Raw genomic sequence first — 21,161 nt, 5'->3', positions numbered from 1 at the left:
CGGCGCGCGTTTGTCGGTGGCGATGGTGTCGATGCCGGCCATCGTAACTTACTTGCCCTTGGCGAGGAGTGCCTCGAGTTCTTCAAGCACGACCACGCTGGCTTCCTCGGACGTGCGTTGGCCGGAGAACACTGCGCCGAACTCGCGGTTGATCACCGCTGTCATGGAAGAAACCGGAATGGGCGAGGAGATGTAGCGCTCGAAGGTCTGGGCCTGGGGCAGCATTTCCACATAGCCCTGCTCAGTCTCGGGGAAGTCCAGATTGTCGAGCAGCGACTTTTGCGCAGGATACTGGTTGTAGGTCTTGAAGGTTTCGGGGCCCACCAAGTAGCTCAGGAACTGCCAGGCTTCTTCTGGATGCTTGGTATTCGCATTGATGCCCAAGGCGCGCCCGCCGAGATGGGAGATTCGCTTGACGCTGCCAGCGGGGATCTGTCCCGTCAGCAGGGGCTGTTCGGACTGGGCCTCGGCTGCGCGGAAGGTCTGTGGCGGGAAGACGGTAATGGCGCAATCACCACGTCCGAGGCCGCCGAGGATTTCCGGATCGCCCCAGGAATTGACGGTGATCAGGCTTTCGGGAGCCGCGCTTTCCTTAAAGAAGCCGTCAAAGTAGTTCATCGCCGCCGTTAGATCCTCGGCGGTCACGCCGAGTTGCCACTGGCCGGGTGTCGGTTCCTCCACAAGAGTGGAGCCATTGGACCAGAGATAATAGTTCACCAGCGTCCAGATGCCACTATCCGGGGCGCTGCCAGCCGGGAAGCAGAAGCCATACTGGCCGTCGCCATTTGAGAGCTTCTTGGCGGTCGTGGTGAGCTCATCCCAGGTGTCGGGCAGAGTGACACCTGCTGCTTCGAGCAGGTCGGGACGATAGGCAAGCGCGAAGGTATCGGCACTCCACGGTACACCAAACAGCTTGCCATCAAGCGTTGCGAGATCGGTTGCTAGAAAGTCCTCGATGCCTGCTGCGGGCGGGTTTGCCGCGACAAGATCGGTGAGGTCATGGACGAGACCGGCGCGGGCCAGGTCGCGCGTCCAGACAAAGGCCATCTGCTGAATATCGGGGCCGCCACCAGCAGGAATTTCGCGCGCGAGCTGCGCCTGAGTATCGGCACCGCCAAGGGTTTCGAGCTTTACCTGGATATTTGGATTGGCCGCATTCCATGCATCTACCGCGGTAACCAGGCCCGCGATTTCGGTGGGTGGATCGAACTGGCGGAAGACGAGCTGCACCGTGTCCTGTGCCTGGGCCAAAGCCATGGGCAATCCCAGGGCGGTGAGCACGGTCGTTGCCAGCGCAGCGCGCCGGCTAAAAAGAAGTTTCATTGTGAGTCCCCTCGCTGAGCATCTTCGTCCTGTATCGACGTAGTATGCAAAAAATGCATTTCAGGCTTTGGTTCGCACGTCGCCTGCGTTGGTTGGAGCATGACGCATTAATGGATCGGCTGTTGCAAAGTGGCGTATTTCCTCGATGCAATAGTCTATCTTTTTTGTAGCTATTAACGAATAAAGCGCCGCTTAGGCTGGACGTCAAATGCAAATCTTCGATATGATATGCGTAATTTGCATGGCTATGGGTCGATGAAAGAACTGCAGCAATTTGTGGAGGTGGCCCGACGAAGGTCGATCTCGGCTGCAGCCAAGCATCTCAATATCTCGCAGCCAGCGCTGTCGCGTTCGATCCAAAAGCTGGAAGAGAGCTATGGCGCTCCCTTGTTCGTCCGAAATGGGGCAGGGGTGGAGTTAAGTGTCTTTGGCACAGCGCTTTACAGTCGCGCCGTTCGAATCCTGCCAGCCATCGAGGAGGCGCGCGACGAGATTGCGCAGTTGCAGGGGCGGTCGCGCGCAATCCTGCGGATCGGGGCCGGGGATCTCTGGGGCCTGGTTATTCTGCCGCAGGTGACGCGCCGCTTTGCCGAAACCCACAGCAATTCCGTCGTTCATGTTGAGATCGTCGACGAAACGGAGCGGCTGCAAGGTCTACGCGACGGAATCTATGACCTGGCCTTCGGTACATTTGTCAGCCGGCAGGACACGACCTCTGCGCTGCGGTTCGAGCCTCTGGTGAGCCAGGGGACGTATGTCTATGCCGATCGCAATCATCCCCTTGTCGGCAGAAAACCGGTTGGCAGGCAGGACCTGTTTGACCAGCGCTGGATCAGTCCGGGCTACGAAGACGACATGGGGCCAAGCTATCTGGGCGGCCAGCCGCGTGATTTTGCGGCTCGCGTCGACACTGTCATGCATGCGGTACAACTGCTGCGCGACTCCCCGTTCCTCATGTCGGCGTCGAGTGGGTTCGTTCGCCTGTTCGCCGATCTTGGTATACGAACCGTCGATATGGGCGACGGCGCCGGCATGGGATCATTGCAGGAGTCAGGTGCCGTGTATCCGGTGCGCGCGCTGGAGAAGCCCGTGCTGCGGGACTTTCTCCGACTCGCTCGCCAGTTTGCACCCGAAACAAGCCTCGTCGTTCCAGCTTCGTGAAGGCAAAGCGACGAACTCTCGTTTCGGGTATGTCGAAAAATTCATCGGGGGAGCAGGAGGGCTACAGACTCAAAGGGAAGTTTGTTGACGGCGCCAAAGCATCCCCTCCGCCAAGATCAGCATAGTCAAGACGAAGACCGTTCCCCCAGTCTGGCCCAGGAGAGCCACCGCTGCCGTTCCGAGGAAAACACCCAGGAGCAAAAGTAGCCAAGCGGCAAAGCTGAGAAGGGCGGGAGATCTGGTTTGGGGGCGTGCCAGCGCCTCTCCCAGCGCGACGAGGTATCCCGTGACATAACCACGTCCGAGATCAACACCGTCGACTTTCCGATGCAACACCGATTGAACGCCTACCAGTCCCACCAATGCCAGGCCAGATGGGAACGAGAGGTGATCGAGGCTCAGGAATATGGAGACTAATCCTAATGCGGCTGCTGCTGCGATGACACTCGTCAGGGACCATCTCGAAGGCATGTTGTCGAGAAGCGCGGTGCCGAGTGCAACGCCAAAGACGAAGACGATAATGACGCTCAGCGCCAGGCCCGCACCGCTCGGGTTTATCTGAACCAGTTGTTGAGCCAGATGCCCGGTATTGCCGCTCATAAAGCCGGCATAGAGATTGCCGAGATTGGTGTAGGCGAGGCCGCTGACATAACCGGCCAGCAAAGTTCCGAGACCGGCAAAGGCCAGTTCGTTCGAGGGTGTGCCATCGAGGTGCAATTGCGGGAGGGAAATTTTTGGCATGGACGGCGGCTCTGAATTTCAGATGCGCCAAAATGGTCTCCGGTGAGCGCGTCCGAAATTATGCTTTCAAATGAGCCGGCTATACCAAGGACAGCGCCGCCTGGGACCCAACCTAAACCTGCGTATAGTATCAATTTCCGCAATAGCCGGCAAAGTGGATAGCATCAGATGCTGGAGGGGCTGGAATGCGATTATCTTTAGAGAAGGTCACGAGCCAGCTGCTTGCCGCCGCTCCGGATCAGATGGACCACGATCTGGCTTGGAAGATGCACAGTGGCTATCGACCTATTTCCGTAGCCGCTGCCGCGCTGCGATAATACGACTGTGGAGTATAAAGGCCCGATGCCGTTCGAATCTCGCTACAGGGCCGTCAACCCTAACGTCTACCGAGTGGCGGCCATCATTCTGACGGCCTGCATCTTCCTGTTCGACGTGCTGTCGCCTCTCGAGGGGGCGGTCGCGGTACTCTATGTGCTGGCGATCTTCCTCGTCGCACATAGCGGCCGGCGCTGGGAGATTGTGACCACAGTGGTCATCTGCCTCGTCCTGACTGCGCTCGCCTATGTGATTTCGCATGGCCTGCCGCTGCGCGACGCTCCGGCACTGAGGGCCCTGGTCAGTATGGCGGCGCTGGCAATTGCCCTGACGCTGGCCCTGCGCAACCAGGCCGCGACGCAGACCCTTGGCGCGCAGGCGCAACTCATCGACCTGTCGCATGACATGATTTTCGTAACGGACATGGATGGCGTCATCCTGTTCTGGAACAGGGCGGCGACCGACACCTATGGCTGGTCGGCGGCGGAAGCGATCGGCAAAAGAGCGGATGATCTGCTGAAAACCATCTTTCCCCTCGACCGAGCCCACGCACAGCGAACCCTTCTGGAAACCGGCCGATGGGATGGCGCGATGGAGCATACGGCGCGCGATGGTAAGACGTTTGCCCTCGAGAGCAGGTGGGCCCTCGCCCGGGGGCCCGACAACGCCATTCTGGGCATTATGGAAACGCACACAGACGTCTCCGACCGAAAGGCAGCGCATGCCGCGCTTGTTCAGAGCGAACGCCGGTTTCGCCGCATGTTCGACGCAACACGCATGGGTGTTGTGCAGGAGGACTGGTCGGACGTTCGTGCCGCCCTCAAAGATCTCGGCGCGAGGGAACTTGCGTCCGAATTCGTGCAGAGAGCACGCAGCCTGGTACACATAGAAGGCGTCAATCCTGCGCTCTTGCGGATCGTCGGCGCCGACACTGACAGTGGACGTGCAGCTCATCGCACCGCCGACGATATCCTGGCCGAAACCGACCGCTCTTTTGCTGGAGCATTGGCCGCGTTTGCGCGTGGCGATGCATTCTTCGAAGGCGAGACGAATATTGTCGCTACCGATGGCAGGCTGGTGCCCGTCCTCTTCACCATCACTTTCCCGACCAGCCCCGACGATGCCGACAGCGTGTTGGTCTTCATGATCGATATCACCGACATCAGACACGCACAGGATGCGCTGGAACAGGCTCACGCCGAACTGGCCCACGCGGCGCGCGTAGCGACGCTGGGCGAGCTGACCGCTTCGATCGCCCATGAAGTCAATCAACCACTGATGGCTATCGTGACCAATGGTGAAGCGGGATTGCGCTGGCTGCGCCGCGATCGCCCGGAGCTTGGCGAAGTGGAAACCTCTCTTGGACGCGTCGTCGCCGAGGGGAGGCGGGCGGGAGAAATCGTCAAACGCATCCGCGCTTTCCTACAAAAGGCACCGAACCAAAGGGTTGAACTGGATGTCGCCGCAATCATCGAGGATGCGACCCTGCTGCTCGATCGAGAACTTGCCCGTTCCGGCGCCCAGGTTACCGCGGACATATCCCCCGGCTTGCCCATGGTTCTCGGCGATCGCGTGCAATTGCAGCAAGTGATGGTCAATCTTCTCGTCAATGCCAGCCAGGCCATGGCCGGTCAGGACGGGGAACAGCGAATTCATATTACTGCTCGGCCCTACGAGGGCGGCATGATCGAGATTGCGGTGCGTGACAGCGGTCCCGGCATCGCCCCCGAACATCTCGCCAGCCTCTTCGAGCCCTTCTACACCACCAAGGCAGAAGGTATGGGCATGGGCCTGCCCATATGCCGAACGACAGTCGAGGCCCATGGCGGCACGCTCGCCGTAAACGGTAATCCGGGGCGTGGGGCAGAATTTGTCGTCAAACTTCCCGCTTCTGCATTGGGCACCACATGATCCGGCACACAAGCAATCAGACTGCCTCGCCATTGGCCTCCGCCGGCCCCTTCGTGGCCGTCGTGGACGACGACCCATCGGTCCTCGATGCTCTCGACAACCTGCTGCGCTCTGTCTCTCTCGCGACCCGGCTCTTTGCCACGCCCGGCGAGCTTCTCGCAGCGCAATTGCCGGACGAGCCCGGTTGCATCGTGCTCGATGTGCGCTTGCCTGGCGTCAGCGGTCTCGATTTCCAGGAACACCTGGAAAGGAGCGGCATTCATCGGCCCATCGTGTTCATGACCGGCCATGGCGATATTCCCATGACTGTGAGGGCCATGAAGGCAGGCGCTGTCGACTTTCTCGCCAAACCGTTTCGCGATCAGGACATGCTCGACGCCGTCATGGCCGCTATAGATCGGGACGCCAGAAACAGGGCGGCCAATGCCACCTTGGGGGATCTCCGAGCGGAGTTCGAGAGCCTGACGCAGCGCGAGCGCGAGGTGATGACCCATGTCGTTGCCGGACTGATGAACAAGCAGGTGGCCGGTATTCTCGGCCTCAGCGAAATCACGGTCAAAATCCATCGCGGCAATGTCATGCGCAAGATGGGCGTCCGCACTCTGGCGGATCTGGTGCGCAAGGCCGAGGCCCTGGGGATCGCCAGGGCACTATGAGCACAAACCTCCGTATGATTTCCCGGACGGCGGCTTTGCGCGATAACGGCCCAAATGCTGCCTGCTCCATGCGCGGCCAACCCGATAGACCCAGATGACCACACACAAGACCATCGCAATCGTCGATGACGACGAAGGCGTCCGCACTTCGCTTTCCAACCTCCTCCGATCGTTCGGCTACGATGTCGAGACGTACAGCTCGGGCGTGGAATTTCTCGACAAGGGCCGCGACAAGGCCGCCGACTGCATCATCACGGACGTGCAGATGCCGCTTATGCGCGGTGACGAACTGCAGAGCCGGCTGATCCAGACCGGGTCGACCACGCCTATGATCTTCATGACGGCCTTCCCGACCGACGCCATTCGCGGACGCGTCATGGAAGCGGGCGCCCGTGCTTTCCTTGAAAAGCCCGCGGAAACGGACCTGCTGCTGCGCTACATCGAAGACGCCGTCGCCTGACATACTTAGGTATGAAGCCGTCAATCCAGCGTAGGATTATCTTTGCCTGCTCCAGCTCCTAGCCTCGCCTTGTCAATCAAAGGCGCCTGCAAGGAGACACGCAATGGCCGACGGATACATCACCCTCAGGGACAGCACCCGGCTCTTCTACAAGGATTGGGGCAGCAAGACCGCCCAGCCCCTCGTCTTTCATCATGGCTGGCCGCTTTCCGCAGACGACTGGGACGCGCAGATGCTGTTTTTCGCAGCAGAGGGCTTTCGCGTCATCGCCCATGATCGGCGAGGCCACGGGCGCTCTACCCAGACCGATACCGGCCATGACATGGACACCTACGCTGCCGACGTGAACGAACTGGCTGCGGCACTGGATCTGCGTAACGCGGTTCACGTCGGCCACTCAACGGGTGGCGGAGAAGTCGCTCGCTATGTCGCACGCTGCGGCCGCGACCGTGTCGCAAAGGCAGCGCTGATCGGCGCGGTTCCGCCCATCATGATCAAGTCCGAAAAGAATCCAGGCGGCCTGCCGAAAGCGGTTTTCGACGGGTTCCGTGCCGCTCTCGCAGCCAATCGCGCCCAGTTCTATCTCGATGTTCCCGCCGGACCGTTTTACGGCTTCAATCGCTCCGGCGCTGCGGTGTCGGAAGGCGCGATCCGCAATTGGTGGCGGCAGGGAATGATGGGCGGCGCCAAGGCGCATTTCGACTGCATCGCGGCGTTCTCCGAGACAGATTTCACCGACGACCTTCGCCTGATCGAGGTTCCCACTCTCGTCCTCCACGGCGAAGACGACCAGATCGTCCCAATCGCCGATTCTGCCCTGCTTTCCATCAAGTTGCTCAAGCACGGCACGCTCAAGACCTATCCGGGCTATCCGCACGGCATGGCGACGACCCATGCCGATGTCATCAACGCCGATCTGCTTGCGTTCATCCGCGGCTGAGGTCGAACCGGACCATACAAAGGTATGGCCGCATCACCCCGACGTTCGATGGAGGTAGGCAAAGGCACGATCTAGCCTGTCTCCATCGACAAAATCCCACAAGGAGCTCCTTCATGGATACCAGCGCTACGCCATCGCGCCACGTCGTTCGCCTCGGCCAGGAGACACCACGCTTCAGTGGCCCACGCGGGTTCATTTCGCATATGGACGCCCTAACCTTAGCTCTTCTGCATCGCCTCTCCCTGCGCCGGCTGGTGCTGGAAAAAGGCGGCGTGCGCGAGCCGCACTGGCACGCCAATGCCCATGAGCTTGGCTATTGCGCCACCGGCGAAGCGCTCATCACCATTGCCGCCAATCACGCCGAGCGCGAGAGCTTCGTGGTTGAAGCCGGCGACATGTTCTTCGTGCCCTCGGGCGCCATGCACAGCATCGAGAATCTCAGCGAAGGTCGAACCGAACTGATCCTGGCTTTCTCGCATGAGAAGCCGGAAGATTTTGGATTGAAGGCCGCATTCGGTGCCATGAGCGACGCGGTGCTCGGAAATACCTACGATCTGCCCGCTGCCGCTTTCGCAACGCTCGACCGCGGAACGACTGTGCCCAAGATTGTCGGGCTTTCGACGGCGTCATTGGTCGAGGGGCAAGCCCGTCACATCAACACCTACAAGTATTCGCTGGAAGCGACACCACCCCAGATCACCTTCCCCGCCGGCACAGCGCATACCGCCAAGTCTGCCGTTTGGCCTGTTCTCCGCGATATCGCCATGTTTTCTGTGGTGATCACAGAGAGGGGCATGCGCGAGCCGCATTGGCACCCTGAAACCGCCGAAATGGGCTACGTGCTTTCTGGCACCGGGCGCATGACCATCCTTGATCCCGATGGCAGCACCGACACCTACATCATTGGGCCGGGCGACGCGTACTACATCCCCCCGGCCTATCCGCACCACATCGAGAACGTGGGTGACGGTGACTTTCATGTCCTGGTCTTCTTCGACCAGGCCTCGCCAGGCGATGTCGGCTACCGCTCGCTGATCAATGTCTATCCGCGCGATCTGATCGCGGCCGCATTGGGCATGGCCGAGGACGATCTGCCCAATTTCCCCTTCACCGAGATCGACCCTCTTCTCGTGCCGCGCACCAATCCTGTCGATCCCATCGTCTAAATCCCGAAACCAAAGGAAACCCAAAATGCCAGCCAACAACGCCCTTCGCACCCCATCTGATCTCGGCGAGAATGCCACCCGTGATGTCGCCGCGGCCCTGACAACCCTCCTGGCCGACACCTTCGCGCTCTATCTCAAGACCAAGAACTTTCACTGGCATATGTCGGGGCCGCATTTTCGCGACTATCACCTGATGCTCGACGAACAGTCCGACCAGATCCTCGCCATGACGGACGAGATCGCGGAGCGCGCCCGCAAGGTCGGTGGAACCACATTGCGCTCGATCGGCCACATCTCCCGCCTGCAGCGTATCCCTGACAACGACGCTCCTTATGTCACCCCCGAAGACATGATTGCCGAGCTTGCCAGCGACAACCGGCAATTTGCCGCCTACCTGCGTGCGACCCACGCTGCTGCCGACGAACACAACGATGTCGCGACGGCGAGCCTGATCGAAAACTGGATCGACGAAACCGAACGCCGGGCCTGGTTCCTGTTCGAAACCACCCGCCGCTAAACCCGGTTCGAAGGAAGAGATCATGAAAGTCGTGCTCGAAAAACTGCTGTCGCAATCCGCCTTCTCTCACGATATCGACGTGGCCTTCGATCAGGTCGATATCGCCGAATGGCTGTTCAACCTTCCTGAGGCGGAATACCAGCGCTGCTGTCCGCCGGATCACATCGCCTGCGGCGCGACTGTCACCGACGATGGTCGCCGGATGTCCATCAACGTTGAAAAGATCGGCTCCGGTCTCGTTATCCAGCACTACATCGCCGAAGAGGCGACGGCGTCATACTGCCGGATGAACTCGATTTCTGACGTCTTCACTGCAATGGGTGAGCGCAGCACGGTCAACGTCATCTGGGAGTTGATCGCCGAGCCTATCGAGGGCGGGCGCACGCGCTACACCAATCGCGTCACATCGCACCCTACTGATGCGTTTTTGACTTTTATCGCCGCGCACGGCCAGACCTTCCAAGAAGCCGCAACTGCGCGCCAGTCGGCCAGCGGCGACCACAATAGCCGCGAAACGCCGCTATTTGCCGAAAGCATCGCCCGCGCTGCGCGTGCGAAAATAACCGCAAGGTCTGCGGCCTGATCAGCCAGGGGCGGCGGCATAAATCGCCGCAGCCCCTAGCCATTTTAAGGGTCCGGCCGCGACCCCATTGCAGCTATCATAATTGGCTCGCTGCGCCGCCCGAGCTGGCGCTCTGCGTCAAACCTCGATTTCGTCTTGACGATCCAACTGTCTCTTTTTATAACCATCTGGTCGGAAATAAATGAGTATGGATCGTGGGACGAAAGCGCGTCATAGATCAGCAGGCCATTCTTGATGCCGGAGAGGCCGTCGTTGCCCGGTTGGGCGCAGCCAGCCTGACGCTCGATGCCGTGGCCGCTGAGGCCGGTATCAGCAAGGCCAGCGTCATTTATGACTTCAAGACCAAGCAGGCGCTGATCGAGGCGATTGTCGAGCGTGCCTTTCGCTTTGATCGGGAGCATCACGCTGCAGCCGAAGCCGAACTGGCATCTCCGGATAGTGTCGCCATTCGTGGGCGCATAAAGGTGGCGTCCGAGCCGCCGCCGGAGGAGTTCAAGCCGGTGGCCCTCAGCCTCAGCATGGCGCTGACCCTCGATGCCGATTTGCGCTCGCGCATGCAGAAGAGCCAGGCGGAGACGATCAATCGGATCATCGAAACCGCATCCTCCCCCCAGGGCGCGCTCCTCGCCTATCTGGCGATCGAGGGGCTGAAATTCCTCGAATATCTGGACTTCCATCATTTCAGCCCGGACGAACGCGCACGGATCATCCGTGAGATCGGCTGGCTGGTGACTGTAACCCCGCCGGACGACGAGGCCGGCAGCTAACCCTCAACACGGAAAACGAACATGACTGACCGAAACGACGCGGCTGCTGCCGCGGCGAGCGCCACCGCTTGGCCCATTGCCGGAATTTTCATCACGGGTGGGAGCGGCTATGTCGGGCGCAACCTGATCCGCCATTTTGTAGCCAAGGGCATCCCTGTCACCGCACTAGCGCGGTCCCCGAAGTCCGAGCGGACTGTCGCGGAACTTGGCGCGACGCCCTTCTCGGGCGACCTGCTCGGCACCGATCTGGTGCGGGGCATGGAAGGATGTGACGTGTTGATACACGCCGCTGCCGATACCGACCACGGCCCCGGTACGGAGAGCCAGCAGCGCGTCAATGAGGAGGGCACGAGAGCAGTGTTCAAGGCGGCGCGGGCGGCGGGCATTCAGCGGGCAATCCTCCTGAGCACGGAATCCGTGCTGGCCGACGGCCGGCCCCTGGTCAATGTCGATGAGCGCCATCCCCTGCCGCGCCGTCCCGCGGGCTCCTATTCCCGCAGCAAGGCGGCAGCGGAGCGCTGCGCCCTCTCCTATAATGATGTGGGGATGGAGGTCGTCGCGGTTCGTCCTCGCTTCGTCTGGGGGCGCGATGACACGACGGCCCTGCCTAACCTTTTGGGAGCGGTTAAGTCAGGGCAATTTGCCTGGATTAGCGGCGGTGACTACCTCACGACGACAACCCACATTGCCAATCTCTGCCACGGCGTCGAGTTGGCGATCGCCAGGGGCAAGGGCGGCGAGGTCTATTTCCTCGGCGACGACGAGCCCGTCCGCTTTCGCGATTTTGCCACCGCACTCATGGCGACGCAGGGCGTCAAGGTGCCGGAGAAATCCGTGCCGCGCGCATTGCTGCGGTTGATCGCCGGTCTTGGCGACTGGCTGCATAAGGTCTCGGGTGGCAAGTTCACCGCGCCGCTGACCCTGCAGGCCTACGCAACCTCCGCCGTGTCGATCACGCTCAATATCGGCAAGGCCCGGCGCGAACTCGGCTACGCGCCCGTCATGAGCCGGGAGGCCGGTCTTGCCGAAATGGCGGCAGCGAGCCGAAACACTCAGCGTTGAGACCACATGGAACGGGGCGGATTTTTATCCGCCCCGTTGCTTCTTCGCCTAGAGGAAAATGCCGCCCGAGATTTCGAGCCGCTGCCCACTGAGCCAGCGGCTGTCATCGGAGAGAAGAGAGGCTATGAATGGGCCGATATCATCCGGCACACCCGTCCGGCCGAGAGCTGTATTGGCGGTGACGAATTCCTGAACCTGGGGAATGTCGCGCACCGCACCGCCGAAGAAATCGGTGGCAACCGGCCCGGGAGCGATCGCGTTGACGGAAATTCCGCGCGGCCCAAGTTCCACCGCCATGAACCGCGTCAGCACTTCGATTGCGCCCTTCATCGAGGCATAGGCGGCGCTTCCTGCATTGGCGTGACGCGTCATGCTCGTGGACACATTGACGATCCGGCCACCATCGCGAAGCAGCGGCAGGAGTTTTTGGGTCAGGAAGACGACGCTCTTGAAGTGAACATTCGAGAGGCGATCGAAGTCCGCTTCGGTGATTTCGCCAAACGGCGCCGGCGCATGGGCACCGGCATTGTTGACGAGAAAGTCGAACTGGTCGGTATTCCAGGTCGTTGCGAGCGCCTGCTGCACGACAGCAGCGAATTCGTCGATCCCGGCAATGTGGTTGGCATCATAGTGCAGGGCGACGGCCTTGCGGCCAACGGCCTTGCGGCCAACGGCGAGGCATTCCTCGACGACGGCCTGCGCCGCCGCTTCGCTCGTCTGATAGGTCACGATGACGTCGACGCCACGACGCGCCAGATGCAGCGCGGTGTTTCGGCCGAGCCCGCGGCTACCGCCGGTGATGAGAGCAATTTTGGGATTGATGGACATGATCGCTGATCCGCATGGTTGTTGGAGGGACCGGGACAATCCTGCAAACGGGCCGATGCTGCTTGTCAGTGAGTGTAAATTTCTTGCCAAATACTACCAATTTCGCCAGGAATAGTGCGTTGAAGGAGACGAAATGCTCACCGACCTGAAAGACGCCCTCAAGCTCTATCTGTCTCGTCAGGAACAAGACTTTGGCGTCTTCCAAACGCTCATTCCGGGAATGGTGATCGGCCACGCCGAAGCGCAGAAATTGCCTGATTACGCCATCTATCGTCCCGCCCTTGGCGTTGTGGTCGAGGGCGCCAAGCAGGTCTGGCTCGGCGAACAGGTCCTCGACTACGCCGAAGGCGAGGGGCTGCTGGTCAGCGTTTCTCTCCTCGCCAAGGGCGTGATTACCCGCGCCAGCGCCGAACGACCGTTCCTTGGTGTTTCCATCGAGCTCGACGTCGCGGTATTGCGCGAAGTGGCGGCTATGCTTGGCCCCGAAGACAAAAAGGCGGCCTCGGCCAACATAGGCTTATCTGTCCACGTGCTTGGGCCCGAAGTCATCGACTGTCTGGTGCGGCTAGCGCGCCTGCTGGAGACAACCGACTCCCTGCCGATCCTCTATCCGGGTTTGCTGCGGGAACTGAGTTACTGGCTGCTCAGGAGCGACGCTGGCTCCGAGCTCCTTGCCCTTGTCAGGCCAGAGGGCCCATCCAGCCGCGTCGAAGACGCTTTGGCCATTCTGCGTAGCGACTTTGCAACGACCATCCATGTCGAGGATCTGGCCGCGGCGGTGGGGATGAGCCTGACGTCGTTCCACCGTCACTTCAAGGCCCTGACGCGGGTGACGCCCATCCAGTACCAGAAGCAGTTGCGGCTCGTGGAGGCCAGGCGAATTCTTGATGCTGGCGCCGACAATGTCACCAGTGCGGCTTTTGCAGTGGGCTATGAGAGTGCGGGCCAGTTCTCGCGCGACTATTCGCGCTTTTATGGCCTGCCGCCCAAACGAGACACACTATCGAGACGCCTCAGCACAGCTTCGGCCGTAATGCGCTAGCAGCCCGTGCACGGCTAAGCGTTGGATTTATCAATCGTCTGGTTTGGTCCGAATGGTGCGAAGAAATGACATTCTGCCTCACGGGCCCGTTGCCGAGACAGCCGATCCGCCGGAAAGTCCCGATAAATTCAGCGCCGTGAAACGAAACGGGCTCTCGCGCTTTATGGAACTTGGCGAAACGCATCCGGGCATTAGCATTGTTATATGACACCGCCGTACCCCGCCCTTAGGGTGGCTGCAGAACGGAGCGCTCCAGTGCCTCCAGATCAACATAGGTTCGCCCCTGTCGTGCACAGGGACGATAGCTATGGCCATCTCGATCCCCGCGCCATCATCCCATCAATTACACCTTCGCCAAACCAGACATGATGACTGAGACCACCAAGGTCGACCTGACCAATTGCGACCGTGAACCCATTCATATTCCCGGCAGCATCCAGCCCCACGGTTGCCTGATTGCCTGCGACGCGACGGCCAGCGAAGTGCTCCGCCATTCTCTGAATGCTGCCGAGATGCTGGGCGTCGAGGGCGAGATCAACGGGACCAAGCTGGAAGCGCTATTGGGTAGCGCAAACGCGCACGACATCCGAAACGCACTTGCCCGCGCGCCAGCCGGTGGTCGCGCTGCGCTGCTGTTCGGCAAAACCCTAGCCAATGGCAGCAGTTTCGATATTGCCGTGCACCGCTTCAAGGGCAGTTCGATCATCGAATGCGAGCCCATGGGCGAGGATGCAGCGCACCCGCTGGAACTGGCTCGCACCATGATCGGTCGCATCGCGACGATCAACAGTATCGAAAAGCTGACCAAGGATGCCGCCCGTCTTATCCAGGCGGCGCTCGGTTATGACCGGGTGATGATCTATCAGTTCGGCCATGACGGCGCCGGAAAAGTGGTGAGCGAAACCAAGCGACCGGATCTCGAAAGCTTTCTTGGCCAGTATTTCCCGGCAACCGATATTCCGCAGCAGGCACGCGCGCTCTATCTGAAAAACACCATCCGCATCATCTCCGATGCCAACTTCGAACGCATACCGGTTATGCCGGTGCTTGATGCATCCGGCGAGCCGCTGGACCTGTCATTCGCGCATCTGCGCAGCGTTTCCCCGATCCACTGCGAATATCTGCGCAATATGGGCGTCGGCGCGTCCATGTCGATCTCGATCATCGTCGATGGCACGCTCTGGGGCCTGATCGCCTGCCACCACTATGACAAGCGAACACTCTCCATGGCGCAGCGGGTCGCGGCAGAGATGTTCGGCGAATTTTTCTCGCTTCACCTCAATGCGCTGCGGCGCAAAGAGACGCTCGACGCGGCCGAGGCCGCCCGCGAAGCGCTGGATAGTTTCTTGCGCCACGCGGTCGGCGTGCAGGATATCAATGACACCCTGCGGGAAAAGCTGCCCGATTTTGGAAAGCTGATCGCCGCGGATGGACTGGCGATGTGGCTCGATGGTCAGCTCACAACCATTGGCTCGACGCCGCCGCCCGAAGCAATCGGGGTGCTCAGCGGTTTTGCCGAAACGGTGGCCGAGGGGCAAATCTGGGCCTCCAACAAACTCTCGAACGTCGTGCCATCCGCCGAAAGCTATGCCGATCGCGCCGCGGGCATGCTGGTGGTCCCGCTCTCGCAAAGGCCACGCGACTTTCTCTACTTCTTCCGCAAGGAACTGGTGCACACGCTCGATTGGGCCGGCAATCCTGACAAGGTCTATGAAACCGGTCCATTGGGAGACCGCCTTACCCCGAGAAAAAGCTTCGCCATCTGGAAGGAAACGGTTCATCTCCAATCGGCCCCTTGGACCGAGCCTGAGCGCCAATTTGCCGAAGCTGCGCGGTCTGCTCTCGTCGAGGTGATCCTGCAGCATTCCGAGCTTCTTGCCGACGAACGCGCCAAGGCCGAAGTGCGCCAGCGCATGCTCAACGAGGAGCTTAATCACCGCGTAAAGAACATTCTCGCCGTCATTCGCTCCCTCGTCAGCCTTCCGACGGACGATGGCGAGACGCTCGAAAACTACGTCGCTTCCCTCCGGGGGCGCATTCAGGCGCTGTCTCTGGCCCACGACCAAGTCGTTCGCGGCGAGGGTGGCGGCGCGCTCTTTGATCTGCTCGATGCTGAGCTCATGCCCTATCGCGGTACAGGCGATGCAATCGACCTTCAGGGCCCACATGTCTGGATGGATGCTCGCGCCTTCTCGATCATGGCGCTGGTCCTCCATGAACTCTCGACTAACGCCGCCAAATATGGCGCGCTGTCGCGTCCAGAGGGCCGGCTTTCTGTGCGTTGGAGCATCGATGAAGCCGGCGCTTGTCGCATTACCTGGCTCGAAGCCGGCGGTCCTCCCGTCAAGCCGCCCGAGAGGCGCGGTTTTGGCAGCATGTTGATCAAGCGCAGCATTCCCTTCGATCTCGGCGGAGAAAGCGATGTGGACTATCGCCCCGAAGGCGTCGTCGCGCAGTTCCGGCTGCCTGCGCGGTTCGTGTCGCTGCGCGCGCCGACGGTCGCAGTTCGACAGAACGACGCCATTGCTGCAACGGTCGCTAGCAATCATGACTTGGATGGCAAGACCGCACTGATCGTTGAAGACCAGATGCTGATCGCCATCGATCTCGAACAGATGCTCGAGGGTGCAGGCCTGTCTATTCTTGGAACCGCCACCTCGCCGCGCGATGCGCTTGCCATTCTCGCCAGGAATACGCCCGATGTGGCTGTGCTGGACGTAAACCTCGGTGATGGAACGTCCGAAACCATTGCCCGTCATTTGCAGGAGATAGGCGTGCCCTTCATCTTCGCGACCGGCTATGGCGACGGCGGCATCATCCCTGATGACTTCAGCGGTGTGCCTGTTGTGCGCAAACCCTATGAAAGGGAGGTCATACTCGGCCAGTTGCGCAACATCCTGGCAAGCCCATCGCGGCAATAAGGTCGTAGGCGTCTCGGAACTTCGGACGGAAGCGGCCGTTCTGTAGTCTCGCTCCCCGCGCGAGTTCCCCATGTCGCCACACAGAATTTTCGGTGCAGTTCCCAGTGAGATCGGCACCCAGTTTCTTCTTTGGGCGCCCGGGCGCCGGGAGGCGTCTGTCGAGATGGAGGGAGCCAGCTTCCCTCTCGACGCGCTGGACGACGGATACTTTGGTGGAGAGGTAGCAGGCGTCGGCGCTGGAGCGCGCTATAGGTTTCGGCTTGACGGTGGCGAACCCGTCCCTGACCTGGCGTCGCGCTGGCAACCGGACGGAAATCAGGGACCATCGGTGGTCGTTTCCAATGACTATCCGTGGTCTGATCAGGGCTGGCGCGGCGTCCCCAACCTCAACCAAGTAATCTACGAGCTTCACATCGGCACCTTCACCGAGGAAGGCACTTGGCGCGCTGCGGGCAGCAAGCTTGATTTCCTCAAAAACCTCGGCGTCACGGTTGTCCAGATCATGCCAATCGGCACTTTCGCCGGAAGCTTTGGTTGGGGCTACGACACGACGCTACCCTATGCGCCGTTCGCTCCATATGGCTCTCCGGAGGACATGCGTGCCTTCATCGACGCAGCCCATGGTGTCGGCATCGGGGTGATCCTCGATATGGTCTATAACCACGTTGGCCTAGATGACCACTACCGCGCCTATTCCGATCTTTACCTGACGAGCCGCTACGAAAACGAGTGGGGTGCCGGTTTCAATTTCGACGGGCAGGGCGCTCGAGCCGTGCGCGATTTTATCATCGGAAACGCAGTCTATTGGATCAGCGATTTTCACATCGATGGACTTCGGATTGATGCCGTTCAAGCCATGTTCGACAGTAGCGCCGAGCATATCCTTGCCGAACTCACCAAGGCAGTGCGCGCGGCAGCGCTGCCGCGAACCGTATACATGGCGGTCGAAAACCAGCCCCAGCAACGCAGAATGATCGAAGCGCCAGCCACAGGTGGCTACGGCGTCGATGCCATGTATAGCGACGATTTTCAGCACGCCATGCGCGTCGCCGTCACCGGCCACAACGATTTTTATTATCGCGATTACGCCGGCACGCCGCAGGAGCTCATCTCTGCCCTGAAGTACGGCTTTCTCTACCAGGGCCAGCGCTCGGATATGCGCGACAAGGCTTACGGCACTTACAATCTTGATACCCCGCCCGAGCATTTCGTTCATTTTCTCGAAAATCACGATCAGGTCGCCAACTCGCCCCGCGGTTTTCGTCTGAGTTCGTTGGTCGGCCCTGCACGCCTCCGCGCCATCACGGCGCTGTTGCTGCTTGGTCCGCAGACCCCGTGCCTCTTCCAGGGTCAGGAATTCGCCTCGACCCGCCCCTTCCTTTATTTCTTCGGTATCACGGGCGACCACGCCAAAGCCGTTGCTGAAGGCCGCAAGGCATCGCTCAGTAATTTTCCTGGGGTGACCGATCCGGCAATGCTCGAAAGACTGCCAGACCCGGCAGACCCTGCGACCTTCGCCCAAAGCAAGCTCGATTGGACCGAGGTTGAGCGCCATTCTGGCATTGTGGCACTTCACCGCGATCTTCTCGCCTTGCGCCGATCCGACGCCACCTTTTCGCAAGCGATCGAAAGGCGCGTTGACGGCGCGGTGCTCGGGTCAGGCGCCCTGTTGTTGCGCTATCTGACGCCAGACCCCGCGGGCCATCGCCTGATCCTTCTCAATCTCGGACAGGACCTTCCCATGGCAGTCACCGCCGAGCCATTGCTGGCGCCTCCCGATGGCCATGAATGGACGCTCGCTTGGTCCAGCGAACACCCCGACTATGACGGTGCTGGCCGCCGCCCTGTTGATCCCCGGCACTTCTGGATAATGCCGTCCGACTGCGCCGTCATTTTGCGCAGTGAGATCAGCCAATGATGCCGCCGCGCGCTACCTATCGCCTGCAGCTCAACAAGGATTTTACCCTGGCCCACGCGAAGGCGCTGGTGCCTTACCTCGATCAGCTTGGCGTCAGCCACGCCTATCTCTCACCCATCCTCAAGGCGCAGCCCGGCAGTACGCATGGCTACGACACGGTCGACCACACCCTGATCAACCCCGAGATCGGCACCATTGAGGGTTTTCGCACGCTCGCCTCCGCACTCAAGGCGAGGGGTATGGGGATTATCCTCGATTTCGTTCCCAATCACATGGGTGTCGGAGGCTCCAGCAATTGGCTCTGGCTCGACCTTCTGCGCCATGGTCCGGCAAGCCGCTATGCCGATTGGTTCGACGTGGATTGGAACCCGCCTCACCCCGGAATGGCGGGCAAACTGTTGGTGCCGTTTCTCGGAACGACTTACGCCGAGGCGCTGGCGAATGGCGATATCAGCCTCAAGGTCGACGATGATGGGTTCGCCGTCTGGGCCTATGACAAGGAAAAACTGCCGCTCCGTCCGGAGGACAACGCGCTTCTCCTAAAGCAATACAAGACTCCTGAGGCGGCAATTTTAGACTACGCGTTGCCCGAAAAGCTGCACCAACTCATCGCCCGGCAGCATTGGCGTCTTGCCCACTTTGCGACGGCGCAGGACGAAATCAACTACCGGCGCTTTTTCATCAACAACGAGCTCGCCGGCATTCGTATCGATCGTCCTGCCGTGTTCGACCATGCCCATAAGCTGATCTTCCTGCTGATTGCGGAAGGTCTAATCGACGGCCTTCGTATCGATCACATAGACGGACTGCTCGATCCGCTCGGCTATCTAAAAACGCTCCAGGCCCAATCGCCAAAGCCAATCTATCTCGCCATCGAAAAGATCCTCGCGCCCCACGAGTATCTGCGCCCGGAATGGCCAGTCGACGGCACCACCGGATATGAGATCGGCGCCGAGCTGACCCGTCTGCTGACGCAGAAGTGCGGGGAGGCGCAGGTCACCGCAATCTACGATGCCTTTGTTGGGCCCACCCCGTCGCCCCAAGAGGAAGCGTACGACTGCAAACTGCGGGTGATGGACAACGAACTCGCGGTCGAACTGAACAATCTCGGCCGTCGCACGGCCCATTTGGCCTGGTCGGTTCCCGCCACCGCCGATCTGACCGAACAGGCCCTGCGCCGCGCTTGGCGCGAGGTGATCGCGCATCTCGGCGTCTATCGCACCTATGCCGACGGTGATGGATTGGCGTCCAGAGATCGTCGGGAAATCTCCCTCGCCGTCGCGCGGGCACGCCGATCTCAACCACAGATTCAACCGGCCGTCTTTGCGTTCATCGAGGGAATACTTTTCGGCACCCTGAGCAAGGACTACGATACCGACAGTTCCGCCGATATCATTGGCGGCTTCCAGCAATTCACCGGCCCTGTCATGGCCAAGGGCCTCGAGGACACGGCCCTCTATCGCTACAACAGGCTGGTTTCTCTCAATGAGGTCGGCGCTCATCCTGATCGGTTCAGTCGCTCAGTCGCGAGTTTTCACGACAGCAACATCCGGCGCTTGCGGCATCACCCCAATTGCCTTGTGAGCACCTCCACCCACGACACCAAGCGCGGTGAAGATATCCGCCTCATCATTGCTGCCATCGCCGATGAACCGGACCGATGGGGCAGGGCCCTGGCCGAATGGCGATCCGCCCTGGGTCACGAGGCGGATCGCATTCACCCAAATGATCTCTATCTGCTCTTCCAGCTCCTCCTCGGCGGCTGGCCGATCGCGAGCACCACAGATGATTTGGCCGCCCGCCTAAAAGGCGCCATGACGAAGTCCCTGCGCGAGGCCCGTCAACGCAGCGACTGGGGTGTCAACAACCTCGTTTATGAAAAGCAGATCGGGGACCTCGTCGACTCGATCCTCACCAACACTGCTTTCCTGACAAGCTTCAACGCCGTCAGGAAGACATACGAGGAGATCGGCCGGCGCAAAGCGCTGATCCAGTTGACGCTGAAATGCACAATCCCCGGCATCCCAGACATTTATCGCGGCGCGGAAGACTGGGAACAAAGCTTCGTTGATCCCGACAACCGAAGGGCTTTGGACTTTTCTTTCCTCCAGAACCGATTGTCCCAGCCGCAGGTGGGCCGGGATGACAAACTGGTAATGACCCAACGGCTTTTGGCGCTGCGGCGAGACCACCCTCGCCTTTTCGCGGAGGGCAGCTACACGCCACTGCAGATGGGCTCGGACTGCCTCGCCTTTCGACGGCAACATGGGGAATTGGCCCTGACCATCATTGCTGACCTGTCACCGGGTCACCGGGACCAACTGCCGGATCATTTCAACGACGGCAAGGTCATCATCGGCTCAGCGAACGGGCCAGTACTCGTGGTTATGTCTGGACTTGGCCCTTGACGGCGATCTTGGGCGGCCGTGAATTGTTGGGTGGCCATATACCTCTAGGAGCGTGCGTCCTGTCCACAGCATAACGGTGGGAAGCGAGTGAGAGTTGAAAGTCCGACCAGACCGCGGTTACCGTGGCTATCGGCGCCAGGTGATTTGGTGCGGTGCTCTTTGAAAATGAAGCAATTGGGATTGATCCGATGACGACAGAACAACTCGAACGTCCGGCTCAAGATATCAGCCTGCTGCAGGTCTTGCGCGAGCGGACCCGGCCTACCCATGAATCCCTCGATGGGCGAATCATGGCGGCAGACCCGTTTGCCAATCGGCAAAGCTATGGGCGTTTCGCCCTTGTTCAGTACCAGTTCCATACCGATGTTAGCCCGTGCTTCCAGCGTGCAGACTTGGGAAGGATGCTGCCCGACCTCGCCGCCCGCGACCGCCTCTCGCTGGT

General features: G+C 60.4%; 17 protein-coding genes and 1 pseudogene. 15 read left to right on the top strand and 3 right to left on the bottom strand.

Going from position 1 to position 21,161, the window contains the following annotated elements; genetic code table 11:
* Positions 1 to 48: 48 nt before the first annotated feature.
* Entirely contained in the window at positions 49 to 1,323 is a 1,275-nt protein-coding gene (locus tag ABW043_RS21800; protein WP_353923296.1) for an ABC transporter substrate-binding protein, read from the bottom strand.
* 255 nt (positions 1,324 to 1,578) lie between these two features.
* Here ABW043_RS21800 and ABW043_RS21795 point away from each other — a divergent pair, with 255 nt between their 5' ends.
* A complete protein-coding gene (locus ABW043_RS21795; protein ID WP_353923295.1) occupies positions 1,579 to 2,484 on the top strand; it encodes a LysR family transcriptional regulator in 906 nt (301 codons plus the stop codon).
* Between the two features lie 69 nt (positions 2,485 to 2,553).
* On the opposite strand, the gene ABW043_RS21790 is transcribed toward ABW043_RS21795, so the two are convergent.
* Positions 2,554 to 3,201 (bottom strand): YoaK family protein, encoded by a 648-nt coding sequence (locus ABW043_RS21790; RefSeq protein WP_353923294.1) that lies wholly within the window; start codon positions 3,199 to 3,201, stop codon positions 2,554 to 2,556.
* 366 nt (positions 3,202 to 3,567) lie between these two features.
* On the opposite strand from ABW043_RS21790, the gene ABW043_RS21785 reads away from it, so the two are divergent.
* The 9 genes from ABW043_RS21785 to ABW043_RS21745 all read left to right on the top strand — a co-directional run bounded on the left by ABW043_RS21785 (position 3,568) and on the right by ABW043_RS21745 (position 11,602).
* On the top strand, positions 3,568 to 5,451 hold the full coding sequence (locus ABW043_RS21785) for a PAS domain-containing sensor histidine kinase (protein WP_353923293.1): 1,884 nt from the start codon (positions 3,568 to 3,570) through the stop codon (positions 5,449 to 5,451).
* Positions 5,448 to 6,107 carry a response regulator transcription factor gene (locus ABW043_RS21780; RefSeq protein WP_353923292.1) on the top strand — a complete coding sequence of 220 codons (660 nt, stop codon included), beginning with the start codon at positions 5,448 to 5,450 and terminating at the stop codon, positions 6,105 to 6,107. Before ABW043_RS21785 ends, ABW043_RS21780 begins: the two co-directional genes overlap by 4 nt.
* A 94-nt stretch (positions 6,108 to 6,201) precedes the next feature.
* A complete protein-coding gene (locus ABW043_RS21775) occupies positions 6,202 to 6,567 on the top strand; it encodes a response regulator transcription factor (protein WP_353923291.1) in 366 nt (121 codons plus the stop codon).
* 103 nt (positions 6,568 to 6,670) lie between these two features.
* Positions 6,671 to 7,507, top strand: a complete 837-nt coding sequence (locus ABW043_RS21770; protein ID WP_353923290.1) for an alpha/beta fold hydrolase — start codon at positions 6,671 to 6,673, stop codon at positions 7,505 to 7,507.
* Positions 7,508 to 7,620: 113 nt separating this feature from the next.
* Complete coding sequence (locus ABW043_RS21765; RefSeq protein ID WP_353923289.1) at positions 7,621 to 8,673, top strand: cupin domain-containing protein; 1,053 nt, start codon at positions 7,621 to 7,623, stop codon at positions 8,671 to 8,673.
* A 25-nt stretch (positions 8,674 to 8,698) separates the two neighbouring features.
* Positions 8,699 to 9,190 carry a Dps family protein gene (locus tag ABW043_RS21760; protein WP_353923288.1) on the top strand — a complete coding sequence of 164 codons (492 nt, stop codon included), beginning with the start codon at positions 8,699 to 8,701 and terminating at the stop codon, positions 9,188 to 9,190.
* Between the two features lie 22 nt (positions 9,191 to 9,212).
* The gene (locus ABW043_RS21755; RefSeq protein WP_353923287.1) at positions 9,213 to 9,773 is read left to right on the top strand and encodes a hypothetical protein; all 561 of its coding nucleotides are present in this window, start codon (positions 9,213 to 9,215) and stop codon (positions 9,771 to 9,773) included.
* A gap of 194 nt (positions 9,774 to 9,967) precedes the next feature.
* Positions 9,968 to 10,540: a TetR family transcriptional regulator gene (locus tag ABW043_RS21750; protein ID WP_353923286.1), complete on the top strand. Its 573-nt coding sequence runs from the start codon at positions 9,968 to 9,970 to the stop codon at positions 10,538 to 10,540.
* 21 nt (positions 10,541 to 10,561) lie between these two features.
* Positions 10,562 to 11,602: an NAD-dependent epimerase/dehydratase family protein gene (locus ABW043_RS21745; protein ID WP_353923285.1), complete on the top strand. Its 1,041-nt coding sequence runs from the start codon at positions 10,562 to 10,564 to the stop codon at positions 11,600 to 11,602.
* 48 nt (positions 11,603 to 11,650) lie between these two features.
* Here ABW043_RS21745 and ABW043_RS21740 read toward each other — a convergent pair whose 3' ends face one another.
* Positions 11,651 to 12,430, bottom strand: a complete 780-nt coding sequence (locus ABW043_RS21740; protein ID WP_353923284.1) for an SDR family NAD(P)-dependent oxidoreductase — start codon at positions 12,428 to 12,430, stop codon at positions 11,651 to 11,653.
* A 133-nt stretch (positions 12,431 to 12,563) separates the two neighbouring features.
* Here ABW043_RS21740 and ABW043_RS21735 point away from each other — a divergent pair, with 133 nt between their 5' ends.
* The 5 genes and pseudogenes from ABW043_RS21735 to ABW043_RS21715 form a co-directional block, all read left to right on the top strand.
* Positions 12,564 to 13,472 (top strand): AraC family transcriptional regulator, encoded by a 909-nt coding sequence (locus ABW043_RS21735; protein ID WP_353923283.1) that lies wholly within the window; start codon positions 12,564 to 12,566, stop codon positions 13,470 to 13,472.
* A gap of 368 nt (positions 13,473 to 13,840) precedes the next feature.
* A complete protein-coding gene (locus ABW043_RS21730) occupies positions 13,841 to 16,393 on the top strand; it encodes an HWE histidine kinase domain-containing protein (protein WP_353923282.1) in 2,553 nt (850 codons plus the stop codon).
* 70 nt (positions 16,394 to 16,463) lie between these two features.
* Positions 16,464 to 18,311 carry a malto-oligosyltrehalose trehalohydrolase gene (gene treZ / locus ABW043_RS21725; protein WP_353923281.1) on the top strand — a complete coding sequence of 616 codons (1,848 nt, stop codon included), beginning with the start codon at positions 16,464 to 16,466 and terminating at the stop codon, positions 18,309 to 18,311.
* Positions 18,308 to 20,719 carry a malto-oligosyltrehalose synthase gene (gene treY, locus ABW043_RS21720; protein WP_353923280.1) on the top strand — a complete coding sequence of 804 codons (2,412 nt, stop codon included), beginning with the start codon at positions 18,308 to 18,310 and terminating at the stop codon, positions 20,717 to 20,719. The genes treZ and treY overlap by 4 nt, the downstream gene beginning before the upstream one ends.
* Before the next feature lie 152 nt (positions 20,720 to 20,871).
* A pseudogene (locus tag ABW043_RS21715) lies at positions 20,872 to 21,161 on the top strand (hypothetical protein); the annotation flags it as partial.

Source organism: Devosia sp. (genome assembly GCF_040509215.1).
Taxonomy (GTDB): Bacteria; Pseudomonadota; Alphaproteobacteria; order Rhizobiales; family Devosiaceae; genus Devosia.
The sequence above is the reverse complement of the archived record's forward strand: the minus strand, read 5'-3'. Positions and strand labels throughout refer to the sequence as shown.

Excerpts from the sequence above, each read along its gene's own strand:
- ABW043_RS21760 (WP_353923288.1), top strand. The coding sequence starts at position 8,699 with ATGCCAGCCAACAACGCCCTTCGCACCCCATCTGATCTCGGCGAGAAT.
- ABW043_RS21770 (WP_353923290.1), top strand. The coding sequence starts at position 6,671 with ATGGCCGACGGATACATCACCCTCAGGGACAGCACCCGGCTCTTCTAC.
- ABW043_RS21730 (WP_353923282.1), top strand. The coding sequence starts at position 13,841 with ATGACTGAGACCACCAAGGTCGACCTGACCAATTGCGACCGTGAACCC.
- ABW043_RS21795 (WP_353923295.1), top strand. The coding sequence starts at position 1,579 with ATGAAAGAACTGCAGCAATTTGTGGAGGTGGCCCGACGAAGGTCGATC.
- ABW043_RS21780 (WP_353923292.1), top strand. The coding sequence starts at position 5,448 with ATGATCCGGCACACAAGCAATCAGACTGCCTCGCCATTGGCCTCCGCC.
- ABW043_RS21775 (WP_353923291.1), top strand. The coding sequence starts at position 6,202 with ATGACCACACACAAGACCATCGCAATCGTCGATGACGACGAAGGCGTC.
- ABW043_RS21740 (WP_353923284.1), bottom strand. The coding sequence starts at position 12,430 with ATGTCCATCAATCCCAAAATTGCTCTCATCACCGGCGGTAGCCGCGGG.
- treZ (WP_353923281.1), top strand. The coding sequence starts at position 16,464 with ATGTCGCCACACAGAATTTTCGGTGCAGTTCCCAGTGAGATCGGCACC.
- ABW043_RS21745 (WP_353923285.1), top strand. The coding sequence starts at position 10,562 with ATGACTGACCGAAACGACGCGGCTGCTGCCGCGGCGAGCGCCACCGCT.
- ABW043_RS21755 (WP_353923287.1), top strand. The coding sequence starts at position 9,213 with ATGAAAGTCGTGCTCGAAAAACTGCTGTCGCAATCCGCCTTCTCTCAC.
- ABW043_RS21735 (WP_353923283.1), top strand. The coding sequence starts at position 12,564 with ATGCTCACCGACCTGAAAGACGCCCTCAAGCTCTATCTGTCTCGTCAG.
- ABW043_RS21800 (WP_353923296.1), bottom strand. The coding sequence starts at position 1,323 with ATGAAACTTCTTTTTAGCCGGCGCGCTGCGCTGGCAACGACCGTGCTC.
- ABW043_RS21765 (WP_353923289.1), top strand. The coding sequence starts at position 7,621 with ATGGATACCAGCGCTACGCCATCGCGCCACGTCGTTCGCCTCGGCCAG.
- treY (WP_353923280.1), top strand. The coding sequence starts at position 18,308 with ATGATGCCGCCGCGCGCTACCTATCGCCTGCAGCTCAACAAGGATTTT.
- ABW043_RS21785 (WP_353923293.1), top strand. The coding sequence starts at position 3,568 with ATGCCGTTCGAATCTCGCTACAGGGCCGTCAACCCTAACGTCTACCGA.